Source organism: Galactobacillus timonensis (assembly GCF_900240265.1).
GTDB classification, from domain to species: domain Bacteria; phylum Bacillota_I; class Bacilli_A; order Erysipelotrichales; family Erysipelotrichaceae; genus Bulleidia; species Bulleidia timonensis.
This window is the reverse complement of record NZ_LT964739.1, coordinates 662,715-681,556: the sequence shown is the minus strand read 5'-3', so window position 1 is coordinate 681,556 and position 18,842 is coordinate 662,715. Positions and strand designations below refer to the sequence as shown.

Here is an 18,842-nt window from a genome sequence, read left to right as displayed (position 1 = left end):
AGGACCTGAAATGAGCTTGAAATATCTTGGACTCGATCGGATCGAGGGCTCACTCGTCGCCCTGGATCATGTGACAGGTGTTTCCAATGAGGAAATGGTTGAGCTGACTCTGGAAGACGGGTCCGTCAGGACCGGAAGAGTCACGATGATTGAAGGTGAGAAGGCCGTGATCCAGGTGTTCCAGGGTACGGACGGACTCTCTTTGACCAATACCAAGACGCGGCTGCTTGGTCATCCGATGGAACTGGGGCTGTCGAAGGAAATCCTGGGCCGTACATTCAACGGCATCGGGGAGCCGATCGACGGTATGGGCCCTGTCTATGCAAGCAAGTTTGCGGATGTCAACGGGCGTCCGCTCAACCCGGTATCGAGAGAATATCCGCGCAACTACATTCAGACGGGCATCTCTGCGATCGATGGTCTGAATACGCTGATCCGTGGACAGAAGCTGCCGATCTTTTCGGGATCCGGTCTGCCACATGATCAGCTGGCGGTGCAGATTGTGCGTCAGGCAAAGCTGACCGGTGAAGATGCGGGAAATTTCTGCATCGTCTTCGGTACGATGGGCGTGAAGAACGATGTTGCGGACATGTTCCGGCGCTCTTTTGAGGAAACCGGCGTCATGGAGAAGGTTGCAATGTATGTCAACCTTTCGGATGATCCGATCGTTGAGCGTATTCTGACGCCGCGCTGCGCATTGACGGCTGCTGAATATCTTGCCTATGAATGCGGCATGAACGTGCTTGTGATTCTGACGGATATGACGGCGTACTGCGAAGCGGTGCGTGAGTTCTCTTCGTCCAATGGTGAGATTCCTTCCCGTAAAGGGTTTCCGGGCTATCTGTATTCGGATCTGGCTTCGCTGTATGAGCGGGCCGGTATTGTGAAGGGCGGCAAGGGTTCGGTTACGCAGCTGCCGATTCTGACGATGCCGAATGATGATATTACGCATCCGGTTCCGGACCTGACGGGCTATATTACGGAAGGCCAGATTGTTCTGGATCGTGATCTTTTCATGAACGGGATTGAGCCTCCGATCGGTGTGCTGTCCTCTCTTTCGCGTCTGATGAAGGACGGTATCGGTGAAGGCTATACGCGCAAGGATCATCAGGATGTTGCCAACCAGCTGTTCGCCTGCTATGCAAAGGTGCAGGATGCGCGTTCGCTGGCATCGGTTATCGGTGAGGATGAGCTGTCTGAGATGGATCAGCAGTACATGAAGTTCGGTCGGCGCTTTGAGCAGATCTTTGTCGGTCAGGGCTTCCATACGAACCGTTCGATGCAGGAGACGCTGAACCTTGGGTGGGCGTTACTTTCGACGCTGCCGGAGGCGGCTCTGGATCGTCTGGATCCGCAGCTGATCAAGGAGTACTATCATCCGGAACATGCGGAGGAAACGATTCAGCTTGTTCTGCAGGGAGAGCGTAAATGAGTACGCAGATTGCGGCTACCAAAGGAAATCTGATCCGTTTGAAGAGGGCGCTGAAGCTTTCGCAGAGCGGCTATGAGCTGATGGACCGCAAGCGGAACATTCTGATCAGTGAAATGATGAAGCAGGCGGATCAGGTGAAGCTGGTCCGTGATCAGATCGCTGATGCCTACCGGCTTGGCTATTATCTGCTGGAGCAGGCGAATCTGTATACGGGTCAGCTGGGCAGCGTTCTCGATGAGATTTCGATCGAGACGGGCATTCAGGTGACCTATCGCTCAGTGATGGGTGTTGAGGTTCCGCATGTGATCTGGCAGAAGCCGGATGAGGTGACAATTCCGTACGGTCTTGAGTCGACCAATTCCCGCATCGATGAAGCATACATTCAGTTTCAGAAGGTAAAGGAGCTGACGATGGTGCTGGCGGAGGTGGACAGCAGTGTTTACCGGCTAGCGGATGCGATCTCGAAGACGCAGAAGCGCGCCAATGCATTAAAGAACATTGTCATTCCAAGATACGAGGCTGAGATCCGTGAAATCTCGGATCAGCTGGAAGAAAAGGAGCGCGAAGAATTTTCGCGCATGAAAGTGATCAAGGCTTCCAAGCCGGAAGCCCAGGCCTGATCCGATCAGGAAAAGAGACGTTCGTTATTCGGCAACTGCCGGGGCGGACGTTTTTTTTTGATGGATATTTTTCGGTGATGATTAATCGTCAATGTTACAAAAATGCGGATTTCCGCATTTCTGTCCAGTAGATGTTTAAGTGTTTCATTTCTTGAGGCGTGCCAGCCGGATAGCTGAAGAAATGGCTTATCTGCTATGACTCTTGATAAGATCAATGCAGAAATCGCGGAATCCAGAAAGTGAGGTGCCGGTGAATACTTATGCGGCAATTGATAATAACGTTCCGGTATCCGCAGTAATGAACAGGAAATCCGTTTTCGCAGCATAGTCTCATCATCTTTGCCGGCAGCTGATCCTGCGCATCGCTGGGCCAGCGTCCCTGGTTCGCCATGATCAGCTGCCAGCAAAGATCGGTGAATGCGTCTGGTGGCTCGCGGTACTGGCACAGCGGAGCGGATACAGCTTTGAAGACTGCGTAGAAAACTTTCTGAGCGAAAAGAAAATGGAGCTGGAAGAATGATTACCGATCCAAAGGAGAGACTGCAAGCGTTTGAAACGATGTTGGCGGATCTTGAGAAACAGGCAGAAGCGGAACAGACAGTGATGGAGCAGCTGAAAGCGGGCGGCAAAGAGAAGACAGCGACTTACCGGCAGTATTTCGGCAACCGTCTGTTTTATAAAATGATGATGGAGAAGTATCGTAAATACGGGCTTCTGAAGTGATACATTAGCGATAGGAATTGGGGAATGGGATGTATTCATTATTGTTGGCTGTAATTTTCCTGATATTTGTGAGTCTTGGCCTGCCGGATTCGCTGCTTGGGTCGGGCTGGCCGTCGATGCAGGCGGCATTCGGGGTGCCGTCTTCGTATGCGGGCTATGTGTCGATGTCTATTTCGTTTATGACGATTCTTTCGGCGCTGGCGTGTCCGAAGCTGATGCGGCGCTTTCGTACGCAGTGGATCGTGATTGGTTCGATCGGGTTGACGATTGTGGGTCTGCTTGGCTTTTCCTTTTCCGGTTCGTACGGGATGTTATTTCTGTTTGTTGTTCCGTATGGTCTTGGTGCGGGTGCGATTGATGCGTCGGTGAATTCGTATGTGGCGATGCACTATCCTTCGTCGGTGATGAATTTTCTGCATTGTTTCTATGGTGTTGGGGCGATGATCAGTCCGAATATTATGGCTCTGGCGCTGCGGCAGGCGGGATGGAATGAGGGCTACCGGTGGACGGCGTATCTGCAGATGATCATTCTGTTTGTGTGCGTTTGTTCGCTGCCGCTATGGAAGAATCATGACGCGAAAGAGGAAGAGGAAGCGGTGAAGGGAAGCGGGATCCGGGAAACAATCCGGCGGCCGGGCGTCGCTTTGACGATGGCTTCGTTTTTTGCGTATTGTGCAGGGGAGGCGACCTGCTTTCTGTGGACGCCGAGCTACTTTGCCGGTGTAAAAGAGGGATTGTCGCAGGGGACGATTGCGTCGTTCGGCTCCCTGATCTTCGGTGGCCTGATGCTGGGGAGGCTGTTGTCGGGTCTGGTTTCGAACCGGATGGGTGACCGGCGGCTGATCCGGATCGGAATTACAGTGGAGTTGATTGGTATCGGAATTGTGCTTCTGCCGTTCAAAAGTTATGTTCCGGCAGCCGTTGGCTTTGTGATCATTGGTACAGGGATGGGGCCGGTTTATCCGGCGATTCAGCATATGGCGCCGGCAAACTTTGGGAAGAGATACAGTGCGGCCGCCATCAGTCTGCAGATGGCGAGTGCCTATGTCGGCAGTACGTTTATGCCGCTGGTATTCGGGCTTCTGCAGGAAAAGACGGGAATCTGGATTATGCCCTTCTATCTGCTGGTGTTTGCGGTTTTGAACATTGCGCTGATTGAGAAGGTTTATCGTGTGATTGACTGAACAGGAAAGAAAAGATGCGCTCCGTTATCTGGACGCATCTTTTTTAGTTGATCTTGTTATGTGTGCGGATGATCAGGTTGGCGATGGCGTAAACTACAGCCGCCGCCACAAGAAAGACGACGGAATGTACCAGGAGGTTACCTTCGTTTCCGCTGACTGCGCGCAGATATCCGTCGGCAGCTGCACCTGCGACCAACCCTGCCAGGAGGCTGTATCTTTTCTGTGTCTGTTTGTCCATGAGCCTTCTCCTATACCTGATAATTTTATAGTAGGCTTGGCAGTTGATGAATTAATGAATCAAATGTGTCACGCTGACGAATTAGGCGAAAGCTTCCATCTTCCTGATGCAGTACTTCAGCCGGTCTGAGACGGCCATTGTACTGGGAAGCCATACTGAAGCCATATGCTCCGGTTGTAAGGACTATTACTTGATCACCGGGTTTTAAAGTTGGCAGCTTGATGTGCTCAGCTAGGATGTCGCCGGTCTCACAGATGTTTCCAACAACGGTATACTCCGCGGTTTGGTCAGAGCTGCTGGTAGTAACAATGTGGTGTGTTGAGCCATAAAGGACATGACGCATCATGATATTGAAGCCAAGATCTGTACCTGCGTATAATGTGCCGCTATTCTGCTTGATACTGGTGACAGTGCCGATCAGCTCTCCACACTCTGCTACAAGATACCGTCCGGGCTCTACGATGAAAGACAGCTTTCGTCCGGTTCTCCTCTGAAAGTCCATGATGAGATCGTCGAGGTCTTTTCCAATGTCATTGATGTCTAACCGTTTCTCGTCGTGATACGGAACTCCGAATCCTCCACCAAAATCGACTTCCGTGACCTCTGGCAGCCACTGCTCAACCACCCGCAGCAGTACTTCCGCAGCCTGCAGGAAGTTGGAAGGGTCCAGATACTGTGAGCCGACATGCATGTGGGCGATCGTAATGGATGCGTTAAAATCATGCGCAATTTTCTGCGCCTTTGGTATATCTGCGAGGGGAATCCCGAATTTTGTATTGCCTCCGGTGATTACTTTTGTGCAGTGTCCATCGCCGATGCCGGGATTCACGCGGATACCGGCTTGTTTTACGCCCGTTGTCTTCAGGTACTGCTCCAGCTGGTCCAGAGAATCAAGGATTGTAATTCTTGCATGTTCAGCGGCAAATTTCATTTCGGGCGGCGTCATGTTGTTGGAGCATACAACAATTTCATCTTTTGTATAACCGGCGGCCTCTTCCTGAACGACTTCACCCATTGACATGGCATCAGCATGAATGCCTTCGCTGCGAATAATCTTCAAGAGCTCGATATTGGCATTTGCCTTAACCGAGTACTGGGGATGAAAGCCGGGGTCTTTGCACAGTTGTCTTATCTCACGACAGCGCTGCCGTAGGATTGTTTCGTCGTATACGTAGAGCGGTGATCCATAGACAGATATCAGTTGTTCATATACCTCTTTGGAAAGAAAAGTTTGCATCATACGTCTCCTTGTTTACTTTTTGGTGGAATTCTATAATTTTGTCATTATGGAGCTTGAAAGCAGACAATTAGCACTTCTGAATGAATTTTTGAACAGCCCGGACCGGTATTTTACTAACCGGTACATGAGCTCTTTATTTCATGTAAGTTTTCGTACGGTCTCTAATGACATCCAGACTTTGAATGACCGCTTGCGTGCGTTTGATGCGGCTATTGTTATGGTCCGCAGCCATGGCTATCATCTCATATGCTCTGAAACGGTTTTATTACATTTACAGCATCAATACTTATGTACCGATACTACCATTCATCATCCACGCTCCTTGCAGGCAAATTCTTCGGAGGTTTTGTGCTATCTTCTGACCAATAGTGAACCATACCGGGTAGAGGATATTGCTGAGTATTTGCATTGCAGTCGCAGAACAGCCTCTCAACGTATCCATGAAGCAAAGATAATCCTGCAGCGATATCGAATTACGCTCGTTCGAAAACCTCATTACGGCATGTGCATGCATGGCGATGAACGGCAGATACGCTATTGTTTTATGGACGCAATCTCTTCGTCCAGAGAAGCTAAAACACTGTTGGATGACCATGAATATCATAATCTTGAACAGAGACTTATCAGCTTTTTAAAAGATACGCAGCTTCCACTTTCGAAAGCTGCCCTTAGTAAACTTGGCATCCTTCTTTGGATCAGTTGCATTCGCCAGAAACAAAGCCACGTTCTTTCGTTTACGTCAGCCGAGTTTCAACTGCTTCATACAATGTCAGATATGCCCCTGGCTGATGATGAGCTGCGGAAATGCCTTGGTCAAAGCATTGTGGCTGACGTCCTGAGACAAGAGGATTACCTGCTGGCAAGAATATATCTTGCTTCGGCAGTAGACTATCGCGGATTTGCGGAAGATCCTCATCTTCCTGCCACAATTAAATCCGAAGCGCTACGACTGGAGCAGGGAGTGATCAATGGCTTGGCGAACGCAGGTATCCTGTCCTTTAAAAATACGGGAGGATTTAAGGCGTACTTTCGATCGCTTTTTTTGCAATGTGCTTTCCGTTCTTTGTTTTCTATCACTGAGTATGGAACTGACAGCGGCCTGATCCAGGATGTGTATCAGACACCGCTCAGTGCAACGATTGGAGCTTTATGCAGTCAGGCTATCAATGCAATGACTTCCTGTCCGATGGGTGAAAAAGTGGAGATGGACTTTGCCTTTATGACCTATGCCTGGATAAGAAGCACGAGAAATCTGCAGAAGAAAATTCACATTGCGATTCTGACACCTTATTCCCGTATTACCGGTGAATCTTTAAAACACCGTGTTTTGGACCGCTACAGCAATATCATTGAATCGATCGATGTTCTTACCTATGCACAGGCTGTGAAAGGGGACTTATCTGCGTATCATGCCATTCTTTATTTTGAAGATGAGCTTCCTGTATCTGTTTCACATGGGCAGAAGGTGCTTAAGGTCAGCTACTTCTTTACCAATGAAGATGTTGCGAATTTCTATGAAACCATTGCGGTTCCTTCCCGGAAATATGAGCGTGCATTTGGCCCTCTATACCAGGAGGATTACATTCATGGATTTCTTTATCAGTCACAGGAACAGTTGGTTGCATGGCTTCAGAGTCAGACAGGCAGCGACAGTGTAAAAGAACAGATTTCAAAGATTCAGTTAGAACCAAGCTTCATTTCAAATGAGACTCTGAATCTGCTGGTCTTTGTAAAAGGCCAGGAAAATACATTTTCACGCCTTCTTGTATTACGTCATCCTGCGGAAGTGGATGGGATGCGTATCGAACGCATTTTCATCCACTGCATTTGCATCGATGGCAGCATGATTCGTTTGAAGACGGCGGAGAAAGTGACTCGTAATCTTACGTCAATTATAGATACAGATGAGATCATTCTGAGTGGAAAAGGCATTGATTTCTATAATTACTATATTCATTTTCAAAAGAATGCTCTTGAAGAAAGGGGCCATAAAGGCCCCTGACTCGATCATTTCGGCAGCTCATCAAACATGTGCATATTGAAGACAGGGGTTTCAGTTTTTCGATCAAAAACTTTACGCCCATGCACATAGGTTGCCTGCGCCTGGTAGTCATCGGAAATGACAGCCAAGTCAGCATATTTACCAATTGCTATGGAACCTGTTGTGTCTGCGCAGCCATAATACTGGGCAGCGTTTAGAGAAGAAAGACGCAGCACCTGCTCCAGAGGTAGATGGAGCTGGTTGACTAGATTTCCAATTCCAAAGAGAACAGATTTAGAACTGCCAAGCAGGCGGCCGTCATCGTCACGAACGAATCCTTCTTTTGAAACATTCAAAGGCGTTACCCAGCCGATTTCATAGCGCCCAGGTGCAATACCTGCTAATGCTACAGAATCTGAGATCATCATGAAGCGGGAAGGGTCCTTGATGCGGAACATCATATCAATAAAGTCCATGCATACATGAAGGCCGTCACAGATAACTTCATTTTGAATTCTGTCATCCATTAACATAACCCCAAGGCCGCCAATATCCCGGTGATGAATCCCCTGCATCACATTGGCTGTATGCGTTGAAACGCGCCAGCCATGGTCTACCGCTTCACGTGCTTCGGCGGACTTTGCATTGGAGTGAGCAAAGGCGATTGTTACACCTTTTGAAATAAGAAACTGTGCTGCTTCGTAAGAACCTGGTATTTCGGGCGACATGGCAAAGAGCTTCAGCCTTCCTTTGGAATCGTCCCAGTAGCGGTAAACATCTTCCATCCTGATATCCGGATGAGGTTCTGGCCGGCCTCCTTCGCCGACGCGGTTCAGGTAGGGTCCTTCGGAATGGATGCCTTGAATGAATGCTCCATCTGGATATCCTTCTTCTGCCACCTCTGCGACCTGCTTCAGCGTATCCGTTTCGGTTGGGAAAATATTGGTTACACCCTCATAGGTGAGCGCATGCAGATAATGCCGCAGATCATCTTTAATCAGGTCAGTGTCGCCTGTTTTGGCTAGGTCAGAGTTTCCATATCCATAGGTGCCATGATTATGGGTATCAAAAATGCCGGGAATAATGCGCAGATCACCATAATCTTCGATATTGTCAGGATTTGATCCTTCGCCGCAATAACCTGCGATCTTATCATTCTCAATGAGAAGAAATCCGGCGCGTACCCCATCTTCAAAATAGATGCGGGAAGAATGAAGTGCTTTCATGATTACAGGATTCCCGTAACAGATCCAAGAATGCCGATGCCAAGGATCAGGAAGATAATCCAGATCGGCTTCCACTTTTTGCGGATCAGGAAAACGATAAAGAAGAGAAGGACGAGTTTTAAGAATCCAGGGATAATTCCATCAAAGATATCCTGAAGAACCATTTCTGTGCCAGCTCCCATTGGGATGACTGCGGGGCTGGAAATGGAAACCATGCTCGATACCAGAGAGCCAACCATGATCAGGCCCATGGCGCATGCGGCGTCGGACAGCGATTCAATGACACCGGATTTAAACGCACGCGTGATTACGTCTGTACCAACAGAATAGCCAAGGTGGAGAAGATACCACTTCACGCCGAGGAAGATACCGCCGTAAATGGCAACGAAGAGGAAGACACCTAAGGGATTGCCCTGGGAAGCGAGTGAAATTCCGATTCCGGCTGCAAGAACGCGGATGCAGTTAAAGAAGATGGAGTCGCCAATGGCAGCCAGAGGTCCCATGAGTGATGTCTTGATGTTAGTGATCATTTCGCCAGTTACTTTTTCCGGATCCTGGGCACGTTCCCTCTCGAGTGCATATGAGAGACCAAAGACAAGACCGGAAGCGGCGGCATGTGTATTGAAGAATTCAGTGTTGCGGACAAATGCTTCTGTTAGAAGTTCCTTATTGTTGCCATAAACTTCATTAAGGACCGGTAACATGCAGTAGGCATAGGTATTACCTTCCATGCGAACCATGGTGAAGTCGCCCCACATCTGGCCCGAGCACCAGAAGATGTGCTTAAGGTTTTTCTTTTCGGTTGGGGTTAATTCTTTTTTCGTCTTAGTGTTGGCCATTAGAATAAACTATCCTCCTGAGAAGAACCGGACGTCCCGGGCGTGGCTGCTGGTGCTTCATCAATTTTTTGGTTTACCTTATTGAGACTTTGCTCGATGAGGAAGATGGACATTGCAATGGCAAGTGCGATGATTGCAATTCCAATCGTTTGCAGATGCATCATCTCGGCGAGAACGAAACCGACAAAGAAGAAGATTCCAAGTTTCTTGGACCAGACCATGGAGGTGAGGATGCCAAATCCGATGGCAACAAGCATGCCGCTGGCGACATCAAGGCCGTTGATCAGCCAGAGGGGCATGAGGTCGTTAATGGCGCCCAGATTTCCTACGCCAAGCCAAAGAGCAAGGAAGATGACAAGCGTACGAGGAAGTGGTGTGATAACGAAGCAATAGAGATAGTGGAGGATTGTGTAGTGACGCTGGTCGTTTTCGGCGGCGTACTTATCGTATAAGCCGAGGAAAGCGAGCTGAATCGGAGACATCAGCGTGTTGCAGTACTGAATCAGCGTTCCAACAGGAATAGCTAGTGCGATCGCGGCGCTCATATCAGTTTTCGTAAGAATTACGGCGGCAACCGGAATAAGTGTGCCGGATTCCGGGTCTGATGGGATAACGCCTCCGATTGCCGAGATGCCCATATAAATGGCTTCGAGCTGGGCGCCCATGATTAAGCCTGTTTTCATGTCTCCAAGGACGAGACCGGTCAGCCATCCGACAAACAGCGGTCTCCATGTGGCGTCCCATGCCATCATGTTGTCCAGTACGGAGATGAGATAGTTCATTATGGTTAGTGCGATTGCTGCCTGAAGAATTGACATAATGAAATTTCCTTTCTGGTTTCAAATTATTTGCCGATGATATCGGCGAGTTCTGTCTTTTTATCAGTTGTGAGCATGCGGTATTCGCAATCAATTCCGGTTGCGATCAGTTCGCGGAGCTGTCTGACCTCCTCTTCATTGGCATAAAGGGAATCAGCATACCGCTGCCTGTGCATTGTTTCTTTGTTTACACGTCCAAAATTGCCGACATTGATGTAAGGAATTCCTTTTACATTTTTGGCAATTTCCAGCGCATCCTTAGGACAATTGACAACGACAAAGATCTGCATTCCTGCTGCCCTTGGATCATTCAGCTGTTCGATGGCTCCGTGTACGCTTTTGACAGCAACCTTCATTCCATCAGGAGCTGCCATGTGCAGTGACATGCGGATCAGTTCGTTGGCGGCAGCTTCATCGTTGGCAACGACAATTGCATCAACTGCAAGTTGTCGTGCCCACTGATTGGCTACCTGGCCGTGAATGAGGCGTTCATCAATACGCAGTAGTTTAATCATGGGTCCTCCTTTCTAAAAAATCCCCTCCTCTTCTGGTGATGGAATCTTCGGTGCTTCAAGAAGCATCATTCCGGACTGTGCTTCCTGAATCATGTTCCGGATTTCCACCTTTGATAAAACTTTCTCCTGGGCGATGATATTAAGCGCAAGCGGGATGTTATATCCCGAAATAATAAGGATGCGCGGATCGTCGTGGAGGAGTCGGAATACACTTTGTTCAACACTGCTTCCATGCATGTCACAAAAGACAATGAGCTGATCAAAGTCGCCGATCGCCTTCATTTCAGTTTCAATTTGAAGTTCGGCGCTTCGATCATCCAGGTAGCAGCAGATCGAATATATATTTTCGTTTTTGCCCATCATGATGCTAAGAAAACTCACGGTACCATCGGCAAATGTACCGTGCGACGCAAAGAGATATTTGACTGTCATTGTGCCCTCGGCTTATTGATCTATAGATTCATATTAGGCGGTTTGTATGTATGTTCAGTGCAATGATTTTCAATTTGAATCATAATTTTAATGCGCTTTAAACTGTATGATTTGCAATGCAGAAAAAACGGGAAACATGCTTTCCGTTTGAAGGACTGTTAGTTCAATAGGTGCTTAATGATAGCTAATGAGATGAATATTTTGGCAATAAAAATGGAAGTGTTCTCCGTCCTTCCAATCGAGCTCTCACGGGCAAGATTGGAATATGACAAGGGCGGATAACTTCCGGAAACGCAAATTTATGGCATTAGCGAGAACAGAGTTCAAGTTAAATATTGAAAGGGATCAGGAAACACGGAAGATGTATCTCACCGGGAAGGGGTTGATTGCAGAGAAGATGGGAAAAGGAGAAAGTGAAGATGCCTCGCAGCTGATGACAGAAATAGTAAACTGTCGGTTGCAACAACTCTTTGTTTTCTGCACAATTAGTATCGTGAGCCATGAGTGAACGTTATCGTAAGATCTGGGCAGTTCTGGGTGTTGTGATTGTTGCGGTGTCGCTGCTGTTTCGGTGGCAGTTTGCGGTTGGTTATGTGATCGGTGCGGCAGTGAGCTGGCTTCTGTTCTGGCGCAATGAGACGTTCTGGTCGGATGTACTGGATACGCGGGTTCCGGTAGGCGGCGGGGGCCATTTTATGGTCAACTATCTGCTGATGGCGCTGGCAATGATTCCAGGCGCATTATTTCCGCGCTATATCAACATTTTTGGGTGTGCACTCGGGCTGATTTCCGTTAAACTAGCTATAGTGCTGAGTGAAACGGTAGGAAAGAAAGAGGAGGATCATGACCGTTCAGAGTGATGTGTATGTCATTATTCTCTTGACGATTCTGCTTGGAATCGGGATCGTCGCTGTTTCAAAGAAAATAGATAAGCTGGATCCGCTGCAGGAGCCGCGCGGTTTAGCTGCGATGGTCATTATGGGCGTCAAGGCAGTGAACCGTACATGCATCGACAATATGGGGAAGCGGAACGGGGATGCGATTACGCCGTATATTTGTGTTTTGTGGACCTATATTTTTTCGGCAAATATTATTTCGCTCTTCGGACTGGCTTCGCCGACAGCGAATCTTTCGGTGACGCTGCTGCTGGCATTTATTACGTGGCTGCTGATTCAGATTGTTGAATTTAAGTATGGCGGTGTGAAGGCTTATTTCCATGCGTTCATTGAGCCGATTGCGCCGATGCTGCCGATGAACATTATCGGTAAATTTTCGACGATGGTTTCGATGTCGCTGCGTTTGTTTGGCAATATTATGTGCGGCGGCATCATGATGCAGCTGGTGTACATTGGTACGCAGCTGCTTTCCAATAAGATTGCTTCGGCAATTGCGCATTCGTCGGTTGAGGTATTCAACTTTATGGGGCCGGTTCTTGCGCCGCTGCTGCATGCGTATTTTGATTTGTTCTCGGGCTTCGTTCAGACGCTCGTATTTGTTACGTTAACCGTTGTTCTGATCGGAAATGATATTCCGACGGAAGTTAAGACAGTTCAGGCATAGGACCTGCAGGAGGAAAAAGTATGGATGAGGTAAGCATTGGAAAGGGATTGGTTGCCATCGGTGCCGGCATCGCGGTCATGACAGGTTTTATGACTGGACGCGGTGAAGGTGAGGTTGCGGCGCATGCCTGTGACGCAATTGGAAAGAATCCGGAAGCTGAAAGCAAGATTCGTTCGACGATGATTCTTGGTATCGCTCTTTCGGAGACCTGCGCTATTTATGGTCTGCTGGTTGCGATTCTTTTGATCTTCGTTTATTGATTGGGGAGTAAGCGATGCTGGATGTAGACATCATTGGTCAGCTGATTCCGAATCCGCTGACGATGGTGGTTCAGCTCTGCAGCACAGCTGTTCTGTTTCTTCTCGCGAAGAAATTTTTATGGAAGTCCGTGAAAAACTGGATGGATGCCCGCACCGCCAAGATGCAGGCTGACCTTTCGGACAGCGAGAAAGCGAAGCAGGATGCTTTTGCGGACCGCGAAAAGGCTATGGGTCAGCTCAATGAGGCCAGTGGACGTGCCAAAGAAATTGTTTCGGCGGCTGTCAGTGAGGCAAACAATGAGCGGGCAGCGATCCTAGCCCAGGCTAAGAAGGAAGCGGCAGGCGAAAAGCAGCGTGCCCATGAACAGATTGAAGCAGAGCGTGCCGCCATGTATAAGGGCATGCAGAAAGAAATGGTCGATGTCGCACTGGCTGCGGCCGGCAAACTGATCGGTCAGCAGAGCGGGGCAGAAATGGACCGCCAGGCCGTCGACGCATTTGTGAAGGAAGCAGACAGCCATGCCGAGTGAACTGGCGAACCGGTACGGGCAGGGCTTGTTTTTAGTGGCCCGTGACAACGATACGGTGGAATCCAAAAAGGAACAGGCCGAAGAGCTTCTTAAGGTCATTGATGAGACGCCGCAGCTGCTTACGTTTCTGGAGGCGGTGCAGGTTACCGATGACGAGAAGAAAGAGGTTCTGAAGAAGTCGCTTGGCGAAGCTGTGGATGTGGATGTTCTGCATCTGCTGGAGCTGCTGATTGACAAGAACCGGATCTGGTATCTGCGCGAGATTCTGGAGGCGTATATTGCGCTTGCTGATGAGCATCTCGGTATTATGCGGGGCCAGGTTGTCAGTGCACGGAAGCTGTCGGATCAGGATATGGAACGGATCCGGGCAGCACTGGAAAAGCAGTATGGCAGAAACGTGGTTTTAAGCAACAGGATTGATCCATCGGTTATTGCCGGCATCAAGGTGATCATAGACGGCAAAGTGACCGATGTAACGATGAAGGCGCGCATCGATGCGATGCGTGACGCATTGCTGAAGGGAGGACAGGCATGAAACAGATCCGTCCGGAAGAGATCAGCTCCCTCATCAAGGAGCAGATAAAAAATTACGATCAGAAGATTCATTCGGATGATGTTGGCTATGTCATCAGTGTCGGAGATGGCATTGCGATGGTTCAGGGGATTGATCAGGCGATGTCTTCGGAGCTGCTGATGTTCCCGCATGGTGTCATGGGAATGGTCATGAACCTTGAGGAAGATCACATTGGCGCTGTTCTGCTTGGCAGCGATACGCAGATCAAAGAGGGCGATGAAGTCCGCCGCACGGGAAGAATCGTTGAGGTTCCGGTCGGGGATGCGCTGCTTGGCCGCGTCGTGAATGCGCTTGGTCAGCCGATTGATGACAAGGGTGATATTAAGACCCAGAAGACGCGTCCGATTGAGCGTGTTGCGCCGGGTGTCATGGCGCGCCGTTCCGTTTATCAGCCGCTGATGACGGGTCTGAAGGTCATTGACTCGATGATCCCGATCGGCAAGGGTCAGCGTGAGCTGATCATCGGTGACCGTGAGACGGGTAAGACGGCAATCGCCGTTGATACGATCATCAACCAGAAGGGTAAGAACGTATACTGCATTTACGTTGCCATTGGCCAGAAAGAGTCGACGGTGGCACGTCTTGCGGCGCGTCTGGAAGAAGCGGACGCGATGAAATATACGACGATCGTTGATGCCAGTGCATCCGAGTCGGCGCCGTTGCAGTACATTGCGCCCTATGCGGGGTGTGCGATCGGCGAAGAGTGGATGGAACAGGGCAAGGATGTTCTGATCATCTACGACGATCTTTCGAAACATGCGGTTGCGTACCGTACGATGTCGCTGCTGCTGAAGCGTCCGCCTGGACGTGAAGCATATCCGGGCGATGTATTCTATCTGCACAGCCGTCTTCTGGAACGGGCTGCGAAGCTGAGTGATGAGCTTGGCGGCGGTTCGTTGACGGCGCTGCCGATCATTGAGACGCAGGCCGGTGATATTTCTGCTTATATTCCAACGAACGTGATTTCGATTACGGATGGTCAGATCTTCCTGCAGGCGGATCTGTTTGCGTCCGGTCAGCGGCCGGCGGTTGATTCGGGTCTTTCGGTTTCCCGTGTTGGTTCTGCGGCTCAGACGAAGGCGATGAAAGAGGTATCTTCGTCACTGAAGCTGGATCTTGCGCAGTACAACGAGATGCTGAGCTTTGCGCAGTTTGGATCGGATCTTGATGCGTCGACACGCAAGATTATTGAGCATGGTGCGCGGTTGACGGCTCTGTTGAAGCAGCCGCAGTATCGTCCGCTTTCGATGGCGGATCAGGTGCTTTCGCTGTATGCGGCGAAGTACGGTTATCTGGATGCGGTCAAGGTGGAGGATGTGGCTTCCTTTGAGAAGAAGCTCCATACCCTGTTTGCGACGAAGTATCCGGAAGTGAAGTCGGAGATTGAGGAGAAAGGCGTCCTCTCCAAAGAATTGAAGGAGAAGATTGACGCCGGCATGAAGGAGGCCGTCGATTCCTATACGCTGATGCAGGGAGCGGCGGAGTAATATGGCGCAGTCGAAGCAGGCTCTGCGTTCACGCATCCGTTCCGTAAAAAGTACGCGCAAGATCACAAAGGCGATGGAAATGATCGCCAATGCGAAGCTCTTCAAGCAGCGTAACCGGATGGAACAGAATCGTGAATATGCGCAGCGGCTTCAGTCAACCGTAGCTTCGATCGCGGCGGACAGTCCGGATCTGGATGAGATGTATCTGAAGCCTAAGACAAGCACAATGGCGATGACCATCGTATTTACCAGTGACCTGGGGCTTTGCGGAGCTTACAATGCGAACGTTCTGAAGTTTGCGCTGGCAAATCTGAATCCGGCGGATCCGATCGTTCTGATTGGTACGTCGATGTATCATCAGTTTCAGGAGAACGGGTTTCATATTCTGAATGAGAAACCAATCTCATCGGATAAGCTGACGCTGATGGAGCTGAAGGGATGGGTGGAACAAGGTACGCATCTCTATGAACAGAATGAGGCCGGAAAGGTTCAGGTTCTTTATACGCGCTTCATTAATACGATGACGTTTGCGCCGGCGATCGATGTGCTTCTGCCAACGGATACGACGAAGCTGAAGGTGGAAGAAGATGAACAGAGCGGGCCAAAGATTCTGACTTTGTTTGAGCCGGATCCGGTGACGATTCTGGATCAGCTGATTCCGATGATGATTCAAAATGTTGCCTATGCCGAATGGATGGAGGCGACGACGGCGGAACAGGGTTCGCGCAGAGTTGCCATGAAGACGGCAAGCGACAATGCCGACAATCTCAGTGAAGAGCTGCTGCTGGAGTACAACAAGGCGCGGCAGGCAGCGATTACGCAGGAAATTACGGAAGTGGTCAACGGTTCAAATGCCGTATAAAGAAAGAGGGAAGTGCATATGACAAATACAGGAAAGATTGTTCAGGTCATTGGACCTGTGGTAGATATCCGCTTCCATCCGGATCATCTGCCTACGATTCTCAATGAGATTGACATTGTGAAGCCGGACGGGAAGATGGTTGCCGAGGTTGCGCAGCATATCGGCGACGATATTGTCCGGTGCATTGCGATGAGTTCGACCGATGGTCTGGTGCGCGGTATGGAATGTATCGATACGGGTGCGCCGATCGAGGTTCCGGTCGGTAATGAAGTCCTGGGACGGATGTTCAATGTCCTGGGTGAGCCGATTGATGGTCTGGGCGATGTGAAGGCGACGCAGAAGCGGCCGATTCACCGGGAGGCGCCGAGCTTTGCGGAGCAGCGCAGTTCTTCCGAAATCTTGGAGACGGGTATCAAGGTCATTGATCTTCTGTGCCCTTATACGAAGGGCGGCAAGATCGGTCTGTTCGGCGGCGCCGGCGTCGGTAAGACGGTGCTTGAGCAGGAGCTGATTCATAACATCGCCATTGAGCATGATGGCCGCTCGGTCGTTGCCGGTGTCGGTGAACGTACCCGTGAAGGCAACGATATGTACTATGAGATGAAGAATTCGGGAGTTCTTCCTAATACAGTTCTTCTCTATGGTCAGATGAATGAGTCGCCGGGTGCACGTATGCGCGTTGCGCTTTCGGCATTGACGATGGCGGAGTATTTCCGTGATGAGGAACATCAGGATGTGCTTTTGTTCATCGATAATATTTTCCGCTTTACGCAGGCTGGTTCTGAGGTTTCGGCTCTGCTTGGCCGTATGCCGAGTGCCGTCGGTTATCAGCCGACGCTGGCGACGGAAATGGGCCAGCTGCAGGAACGCATTACTTCGACGGATAAGGGTTCCATTACTTCGGTTCAGTGCATCTATGTGCCGGCCGATGACTTGACGGACCCGGCTCCGGCGACGACATTCTCGCATCTTGATGCGCGTCTGGTTCTGGATCGTTCAATTGCGGCGCTTGGCATTTATCCGGCGGTGGATCCGCTGGGATCGAGTTCCCGCGCCCTGGATCCGCTGGTCGTTGGCGAGGAGCACTATGAGACGGCCCGTCAGGTACAGGAAATTCTGCAGCGCTATAAGGAATTGCAGGATATCATTGCGATTCTTGGTATGGATGAGCTTGGCGAAGAGGATCGTAAGACGGTTGCGCGTGCGCGCCGGATTCGTAACTTCCTTTCGCAGCCCTTCTCGGTTGCGGAACAGTTTACGGGCATGAAGGGTGTCTATGTTCCGGTGAAGGATACGGTTCGCTCGTTCCGTGAAATTCTTGCCGGTAAGTACGATGATCTGCCGGAGCAGGCCTTCCTGTCGGTTGGCACGATTGAAGACGTCGTCAAGAAAGCTGAGCAGCTGAAATGAATCTGATCCATTGCCGGGTTGTTACGCCGCATGGTGTGTATCGGGAAATGGATGCGAGTATTCTGAACATTCCGACGACGGATGGGATACAGGGCATTCTACCGGAACACATGCCATTAGTGACGATGCTGAAGATCGGCGAAATGACAACTGTCGAAGACGGACAGCGCAGAAGCTATGCGATCGCCGGCGCATTGTTCTACTTCAAGGATAATGTGGCTGAGATTCTGACGGATGCCATTGAAGGCAAAGATGAGATCGATGTGGAGCGCGCGATCCGGGCAAAAGAAAGAGCGGAGAAGCGGCTGTCTTCCAATGATCCCAACATCGATATGAAGCGTGCGCAGGCTGCGCTGGAAAAGGCACTGACACGCCTCAAGGTTGCTGGCACTGCCAACATTCAGGATTATTCCAAAAAGTAGAGATCCGGATCTTGTGTCTGAGCAGAAGTGATGTTACTATCTTTCTGCAATACGAATATCAAACCTCCTGAAGCCGCGGGGTCATTGTACCCGACAGACGGCAGGGAGGTTTTTCTTATGGCAAAAAACAAGTCGCTTACGTTTTCTTCTTCCGCTCTTGAGAAGTGGTCTCACGGCTGCGGGCTCGCCTTCACACTAACGCTTTCTGATGTTGCGCTGGTTCTTCCGGATGGGCGCATGGTGGCCGGTACATACGCCGGCTTTCCGCAGTCCCATGTTTCGCCTTCGGTGATCCGCTACCTGTTTCAGCAGTGTTACGGGGCGCCAGAGATGCCGGACGGCTCTTCTCTTGAGGTGCTGGCGGACATCGCCGGTATCGCTTTGGTCAACCAGAAGGACCGCAGCGTCCGTGTTCCTGTCCGCTGCAGCGGCTCTGCCCGTTTCATCTGTCAGCTTCTGCTGGCCAACGGGTACCACCGCTCCTGGTAG

At 50.1% G+C, this 18,842-nt stretch carries 24 protein-coding genes; 16 read left to right on the top strand and 8 right to left on the bottom strand.

The window, feature by feature from the left end; genetic code table 11:
• The first annotated feature begins 10 nt into the window (after positions 1 to 10).
• Together C1714_RS03195 and C1714_RS03190 are read left to right on the top strand one after the other, a co-directional pair.
• Positions 11 to 1,432 (top strand): V-type ATP synthase subunit B, encoded by a 1,422-nt coding sequence (locus tag C1714_RS03195; protein ID WP_102341835.1) that lies wholly within the window; start codon positions 11 to 13, stop codon positions 1,430 to 1,432.
• On the top strand, positions 1,429 to 2,052 hold the full coding sequence (locus C1714_RS03190) for a V-type ATP synthase subunit D (protein ID WP_102341834.1): 624 nt from the start codon (positions 1,429 to 1,431) through the stop codon (positions 2,050 to 2,052). Before C1714_RS03195 ends, C1714_RS03190 begins: the two co-directional genes overlap by 4 nt.
• A 5-nt stretch (positions 2,053 to 2,057) precedes the next feature.
• Here the strand turns inward: C1714_RS03190 and C1714_RS13815 are convergent, their stop codons facing one another.
• Positions 2,058 to 2,459, bottom strand: coding sequence for a hypothetical protein (locus C1714_RS13815; protein ID WP_135567874.1), 402 nt, complete (start codon positions 2,457 to 2,459; stop codon positions 2,058 to 2,060).
• Positions 2,460 to 2,568: 109 nt separating this feature from the next.
• On the opposite strand from C1714_RS13815, the gene C1714_RS03180 reads away from it, so the two are divergent.
• Together C1714_RS03180 and C1714_RS03175 are read left to right on the top strand one after the other, a co-directional pair.
• Entirely contained in the window at positions 2,569 to 2,775 is a 207-nt protein-coding gene (locus tag C1714_RS03180; RefSeq protein ID WP_102341833.1) for a hypothetical protein, read from the top strand.
• 29 nt (positions 2,776 to 2,804) lie between these two features.
• Positions 2,805 to 3,959 (top strand): MFS transporter, encoded by a 1,155-nt coding sequence (locus tag C1714_RS03175; RefSeq protein ID WP_102341832.1) that lies wholly within the window; start codon positions 2,805 to 2,807, stop codon positions 3,957 to 3,959.
• Between the two features lie 43 nt (positions 3,960 to 4,002).
• On the opposite strand, the gene C1714_RS03170 is transcribed toward C1714_RS03175, so the two are convergent.
• Together C1714_RS03170 and lysA are read right to left on the bottom strand one after the other, a co-directional pair.
• Entirely contained in the window at positions 4,003 to 4,197 is a 195-nt protein-coding gene (locus C1714_RS03170) for a hypothetical protein (RefSeq protein ID WP_102341831.1), read from the bottom strand.
• Positions 4,198 to 4,222: 25 nt separating this feature from the next.
• Positions 4,223 to 5,434 carry a diaminopimelate decarboxylase gene (gene lysA / locus C1714_RS03165; RefSeq protein WP_167849909.1) on the bottom strand — a complete coding sequence of 404 codons (1,212 nt, stop codon included), beginning with the start codon at positions 5,432 to 5,434 and terminating at the stop codon, positions 4,223 to 4,225.
• Between the two features lie 49 nt (positions 5,435 to 5,483).
• Between lysA and C1714_RS03160 the strand changes: the two genes are divergently transcribed.
• Positions 5,484 to 7,439, top strand: a complete 1,956-nt coding sequence (locus C1714_RS03160) for a helix-turn-helix domain-containing protein (protein WP_135567873.1) — start codon at positions 5,484 to 5,486, stop codon at positions 7,437 to 7,439.
• 5 nt (positions 7,440 to 7,444) lie between these two features.
• Here C1714_RS03160 and C1714_RS03155 read toward each other — a convergent pair whose 3' ends face one another.
• The 5 genes from C1714_RS03155 to C1714_RS03135 are packed head-to-tail and all read right to left on the bottom strand — an operon-like array spanning position 7,445 to position 11,248.
• Entirely contained in the window at positions 7,445 to 8,719 is a 1,275-nt protein-coding gene (locus tag C1714_RS03155; RefSeq protein WP_210115243.1) for an N-acetylglucosamine-6-phosphate deacetylase, read from the bottom strand.
• Entirely contained in the window at positions 8,647 to 9,483 is an 837-nt protein-coding gene (locus C1714_RS03150; RefSeq protein ID WP_102341827.1) for a PTS system mannose/fructose/sorbose family transporter subunit IID, read from the bottom strand. The genes C1714_RS03155 and C1714_RS03150 overlap by 73 nt, the downstream gene beginning before the upstream one ends.
• Positions 9,483 to 10,301 (bottom strand): PTS mannose/fructose/sorbose/N-acetylgalactosamine transporter subunit IIC, encoded by an 819-nt coding sequence (locus C1714_RS03145; protein ID WP_102341826.1) that lies wholly within the window; start codon positions 10,299 to 10,301, stop codon positions 9,483 to 9,485. Before C1714_RS03145 ends, C1714_RS03150 begins: the two co-directional genes overlap by 1 nt.
• Positions 10,302 to 10,327: 26 nt before the next feature.
• Positions 10,328 to 10,816, bottom strand: coding sequence for a PTS sugar transporter subunit IIB (locus C1714_RS03140; protein WP_102341825.1), 489 nt, complete (start codon positions 10,814 to 10,816; stop codon positions 10,328 to 10,330).
• A 12-nt stretch (positions 10,817 to 10,828) separates the two neighbouring features.
• Complete coding sequence (locus C1714_RS03135) at positions 10,829 to 11,248, bottom strand: PTS sugar transporter subunit IIA domain-containing protein (RefSeq protein WP_102341824.1); 420 nt, start codon at positions 11,246 to 11,248, stop codon at positions 10,829 to 10,831.
• 265 nt (positions 11,249 to 11,513) lie between these two features.
• On the opposite strand from C1714_RS03135, the gene C1714_RS03130 reads away from it, so the two are divergent.
• The 11 genes from C1714_RS03130 (at position 11,514) to C1714_RS03080 (ending at position 18,842) form a co-directional block, all read left to right on the top strand.
• Positions 11,514 to 11,756, top strand: a complete 243-nt coding sequence (locus tag C1714_RS03130; RefSeq protein ID WP_102341823.1) for a hypothetical protein — start codon at positions 11,514 to 11,516, stop codon at positions 11,754 to 11,756.
• The gene (locus C1714_RS03125) at positions 11,749 to 12,108 is read left to right on the top strand and encodes a hypothetical protein (protein ID WP_102341822.1); all 360 of its coding nucleotides are present in this window, start codon (positions 11,749 to 11,751) and stop codon (positions 12,106 to 12,108) included. Before C1714_RS03130 ends, C1714_RS03125 begins: the two co-directional genes overlap by 8 nt.
• Complete coding sequence (locus C1714_RS03120; RefSeq protein WP_102341821.1) at positions 12,092 to 12,808, top strand: F0F1 ATP synthase subunit A; 717 nt, start codon at positions 12,092 to 12,094, stop codon at positions 12,806 to 12,808. Before C1714_RS03125 ends, C1714_RS03120 begins: the two co-directional genes overlap by 17 nt.
• Positions 12,809 to 12,828: 20 nt before the next feature.
• Entirely contained in the window at positions 12,829 to 13,068 is a 240-nt protein-coding gene (locus tag C1714_RS03115; protein ID WP_102341820.1) for a F0F1 ATP synthase subunit C, read from the top strand.
• Between the two features lie 14 nt (positions 13,069 to 13,082).
• On the top strand, positions 13,083 to 13,598 hold the full coding sequence (atpF, locus tag C1714_RS03110; protein WP_102341819.1) for a F0F1 ATP synthase subunit B: 516 nt from the start codon (positions 13,083 to 13,085) through the stop codon (positions 13,596 to 13,598).
• Positions 13,588 to 14,133: an ATP synthase F1 subunit delta gene (gene atpH, locus C1714_RS03105; RefSeq protein WP_102341818.1), complete on the top strand. Its 546-nt coding sequence runs from the start codon at positions 13,588 to 13,590 to the stop codon at positions 14,131 to 14,133. Before atpF ends, atpH begins: the two co-directional genes overlap by 11 nt.
• Positions 14,130 to 15,659: a F0F1 ATP synthase subunit alpha gene (gene atpA / locus C1714_RS03100; protein WP_102341817.1), complete on the top strand. Its 1,530-nt coding sequence runs from the start codon at positions 14,130 to 14,132 to the stop codon at positions 15,657 to 15,659. Before atpH ends, atpA begins: the two co-directional genes overlap by 4 nt.
• Position 15,660: 1 nt before the next feature.
• Positions 15,661 to 16,521: an ATP synthase F1 subunit gamma gene (atpG, locus tag C1714_RS03095; RefSeq protein ID WP_102341816.1), complete on the top strand. Its 861-nt coding sequence runs from the start codon at positions 15,661 to 15,663 to the stop codon at positions 16,519 to 16,521.
• A gap of 18 nt (positions 16,522 to 16,539) precedes the next feature.
• Positions 16,540 to 17,931: a F0F1 ATP synthase subunit beta gene (gene atpD / locus C1714_RS03090; protein ID WP_102341815.1), complete on the top strand. Its 1,392-nt coding sequence runs from the start codon at positions 16,540 to 16,542 to the stop codon at positions 17,929 to 17,931.
• Positions 17,928 to 18,353, top strand: coding sequence for an ATP synthase F1 subunit epsilon (gene atpC / locus C1714_RS03085; RefSeq protein WP_102341814.1), 426 nt, complete (start codon positions 17,928 to 17,930; stop codon positions 18,351 to 18,353). The genes atpD and atpC overlap by 4 nt, the downstream gene beginning before the upstream one ends.
• 117 nt (positions 18,354 to 18,470) lie before the next feature.
• Positions 18,471 to 18,842: a hypothetical protein gene (locus C1714_RS03080; protein WP_102341813.1), complete on the top strand. Its 372-nt coding sequence runs from the start codon at positions 18,471 to 18,473 to the stop codon at positions 18,840 to 18,842.

Bases quoted from the DNA above. Each gene is read 5' to 3' on its own strand.
- C1714_RS03195 (WP_102341835.1), top strand. From the start codon at position 11: ATGAGCTTGAAATATCTTGGACTCGATCGGATCGAGGGCTCACTCGTC.
- C1714_RS03080 (WP_102341813.1), top strand. From the start codon at position 18,471: ATGGCAAAAAACAAGTCGCTTACGTTTTCTTCTTCCGCTCTTGAGAAG.
- C1714_RS03115 (WP_102341820.1), top strand. From the start codon at position 12,829: ATGGATGAGGTAAGCATTGGAAAGGGATTGGTTGCCATCGGTGCCGGC.
- C1714_RS03160 (WP_135567873.1), top strand. From the start codon at position 5,484: ATGGAGCTTGAAAGCAGACAATTAGCACTTCTGAATGAATTTTTGAAC.
- atpF (WP_102341819.1), top strand. From the start codon at position 13,083: ATGCTGGATGTAGACATCATTGGTCAGCTGATTCCGAATCCGCTGACG.
- C1714_RS03175 (WP_102341832.1), top strand. From the start codon at position 2,805: ATGTATTCATTATTGTTGGCTGTAATTTTCCTGATATTTGTGAGTCTT.
- atpH (WP_102341818.1), top strand. From the start codon at position 13,588: ATGCCGAGTGAACTGGCGAACCGGTACGGGCAGGGCTTGTTTTTAGTG.
- C1714_RS03145 (WP_102341826.1), bottom strand. From the start codon at position 10,301: ATGTCAATTCTTCAGGCAGCAATCGCACTAACCATAATGAACTATCTC.
- C1714_RS03190 (WP_102341834.1), top strand. From the start codon at position 1,429: ATGAGTACGCAGATTGCGGCTACCAAAGGAAATCTGATCCGTTTGAAG.
- C1714_RS03180 (WP_102341833.1), top strand. From the start codon at position 2,569: ATGATTACCGATCCAAAGGAGAGACTGCAAGCGTTTGAAACGATGTTG.
- C1714_RS03125 (WP_102341822.1), top strand. From the start codon at position 11,749: ATGAGTGAACGTTATCGTAAGATCTGGGCAGTTCTGGGTGTTGTGATT.
- C1714_RS03170 (WP_102341831.1), bottom strand. From the start codon at position 4,197: ATGGACAAACAGACACAGAAAAGATACAGCCTCCTGGCAGGGTTGGTC.
- C1714_RS03120 (WP_102341821.1), top strand. From the start codon at position 12,092: ATGACCGTTCAGAGTGATGTGTATGTCATTATTCTCTTGACGATTCTG.
- C1714_RS03150 (WP_102341827.1), bottom strand. From the start codon at position 9,483: ATGGCCAACACTAAGACGAAAAAAGAATTAACCCCAACCGAAAAGAAA.
- atpD (WP_102341815.1), top strand. From the start codon at position 16,540: ATGACAAATACAGGAAAGATTGTTCAGGTCATTGGACCTGTGGTAGAT.
- atpA (WP_102341817.1), top strand. From the start codon at position 14,130: ATGAAACAGATCCGTCCGGAAGAGATCAGCTCCCTCATCAAGGAGCAG.
- C1714_RS03135 (WP_102341824.1), bottom strand. From the start codon at position 11,248: ATGACAGTCAAATATCTCTTTGCGTCGCACGGTACATTTGCCGATGGT.
- C1714_RS03130 (WP_102341823.1), top strand. From the start codon at position 11,514: ATGACAAGGGCGGATAACTTCCGGAAACGCAAATTTATGGCATTAGCG.
- C1714_RS03140 (WP_102341825.1), bottom strand. From the start codon at position 10,816: ATGATTAAACTACTGCGTATTGATGAACGCCTCATTCACGGCCAGGTA.
- atpC (WP_102341814.1), top strand. From the start codon at position 17,928: ATGAATCTGATCCATTGCCGGGTTGTTACGCCGCATGGTGTGTATCGG.
- lysA (WP_167849909.1), bottom strand. From the start codon at position 5,434: ATGCAAACTTTTCTTTCCAAAGAGGTATATGAACAACTGATATCTGTC.
- atpG (WP_102341816.1), top strand. From the start codon at position 15,661: ATGGCGCAGTCGAAGCAGGCTCTGCGTTCACGCATCCGTTCCGTAAAA.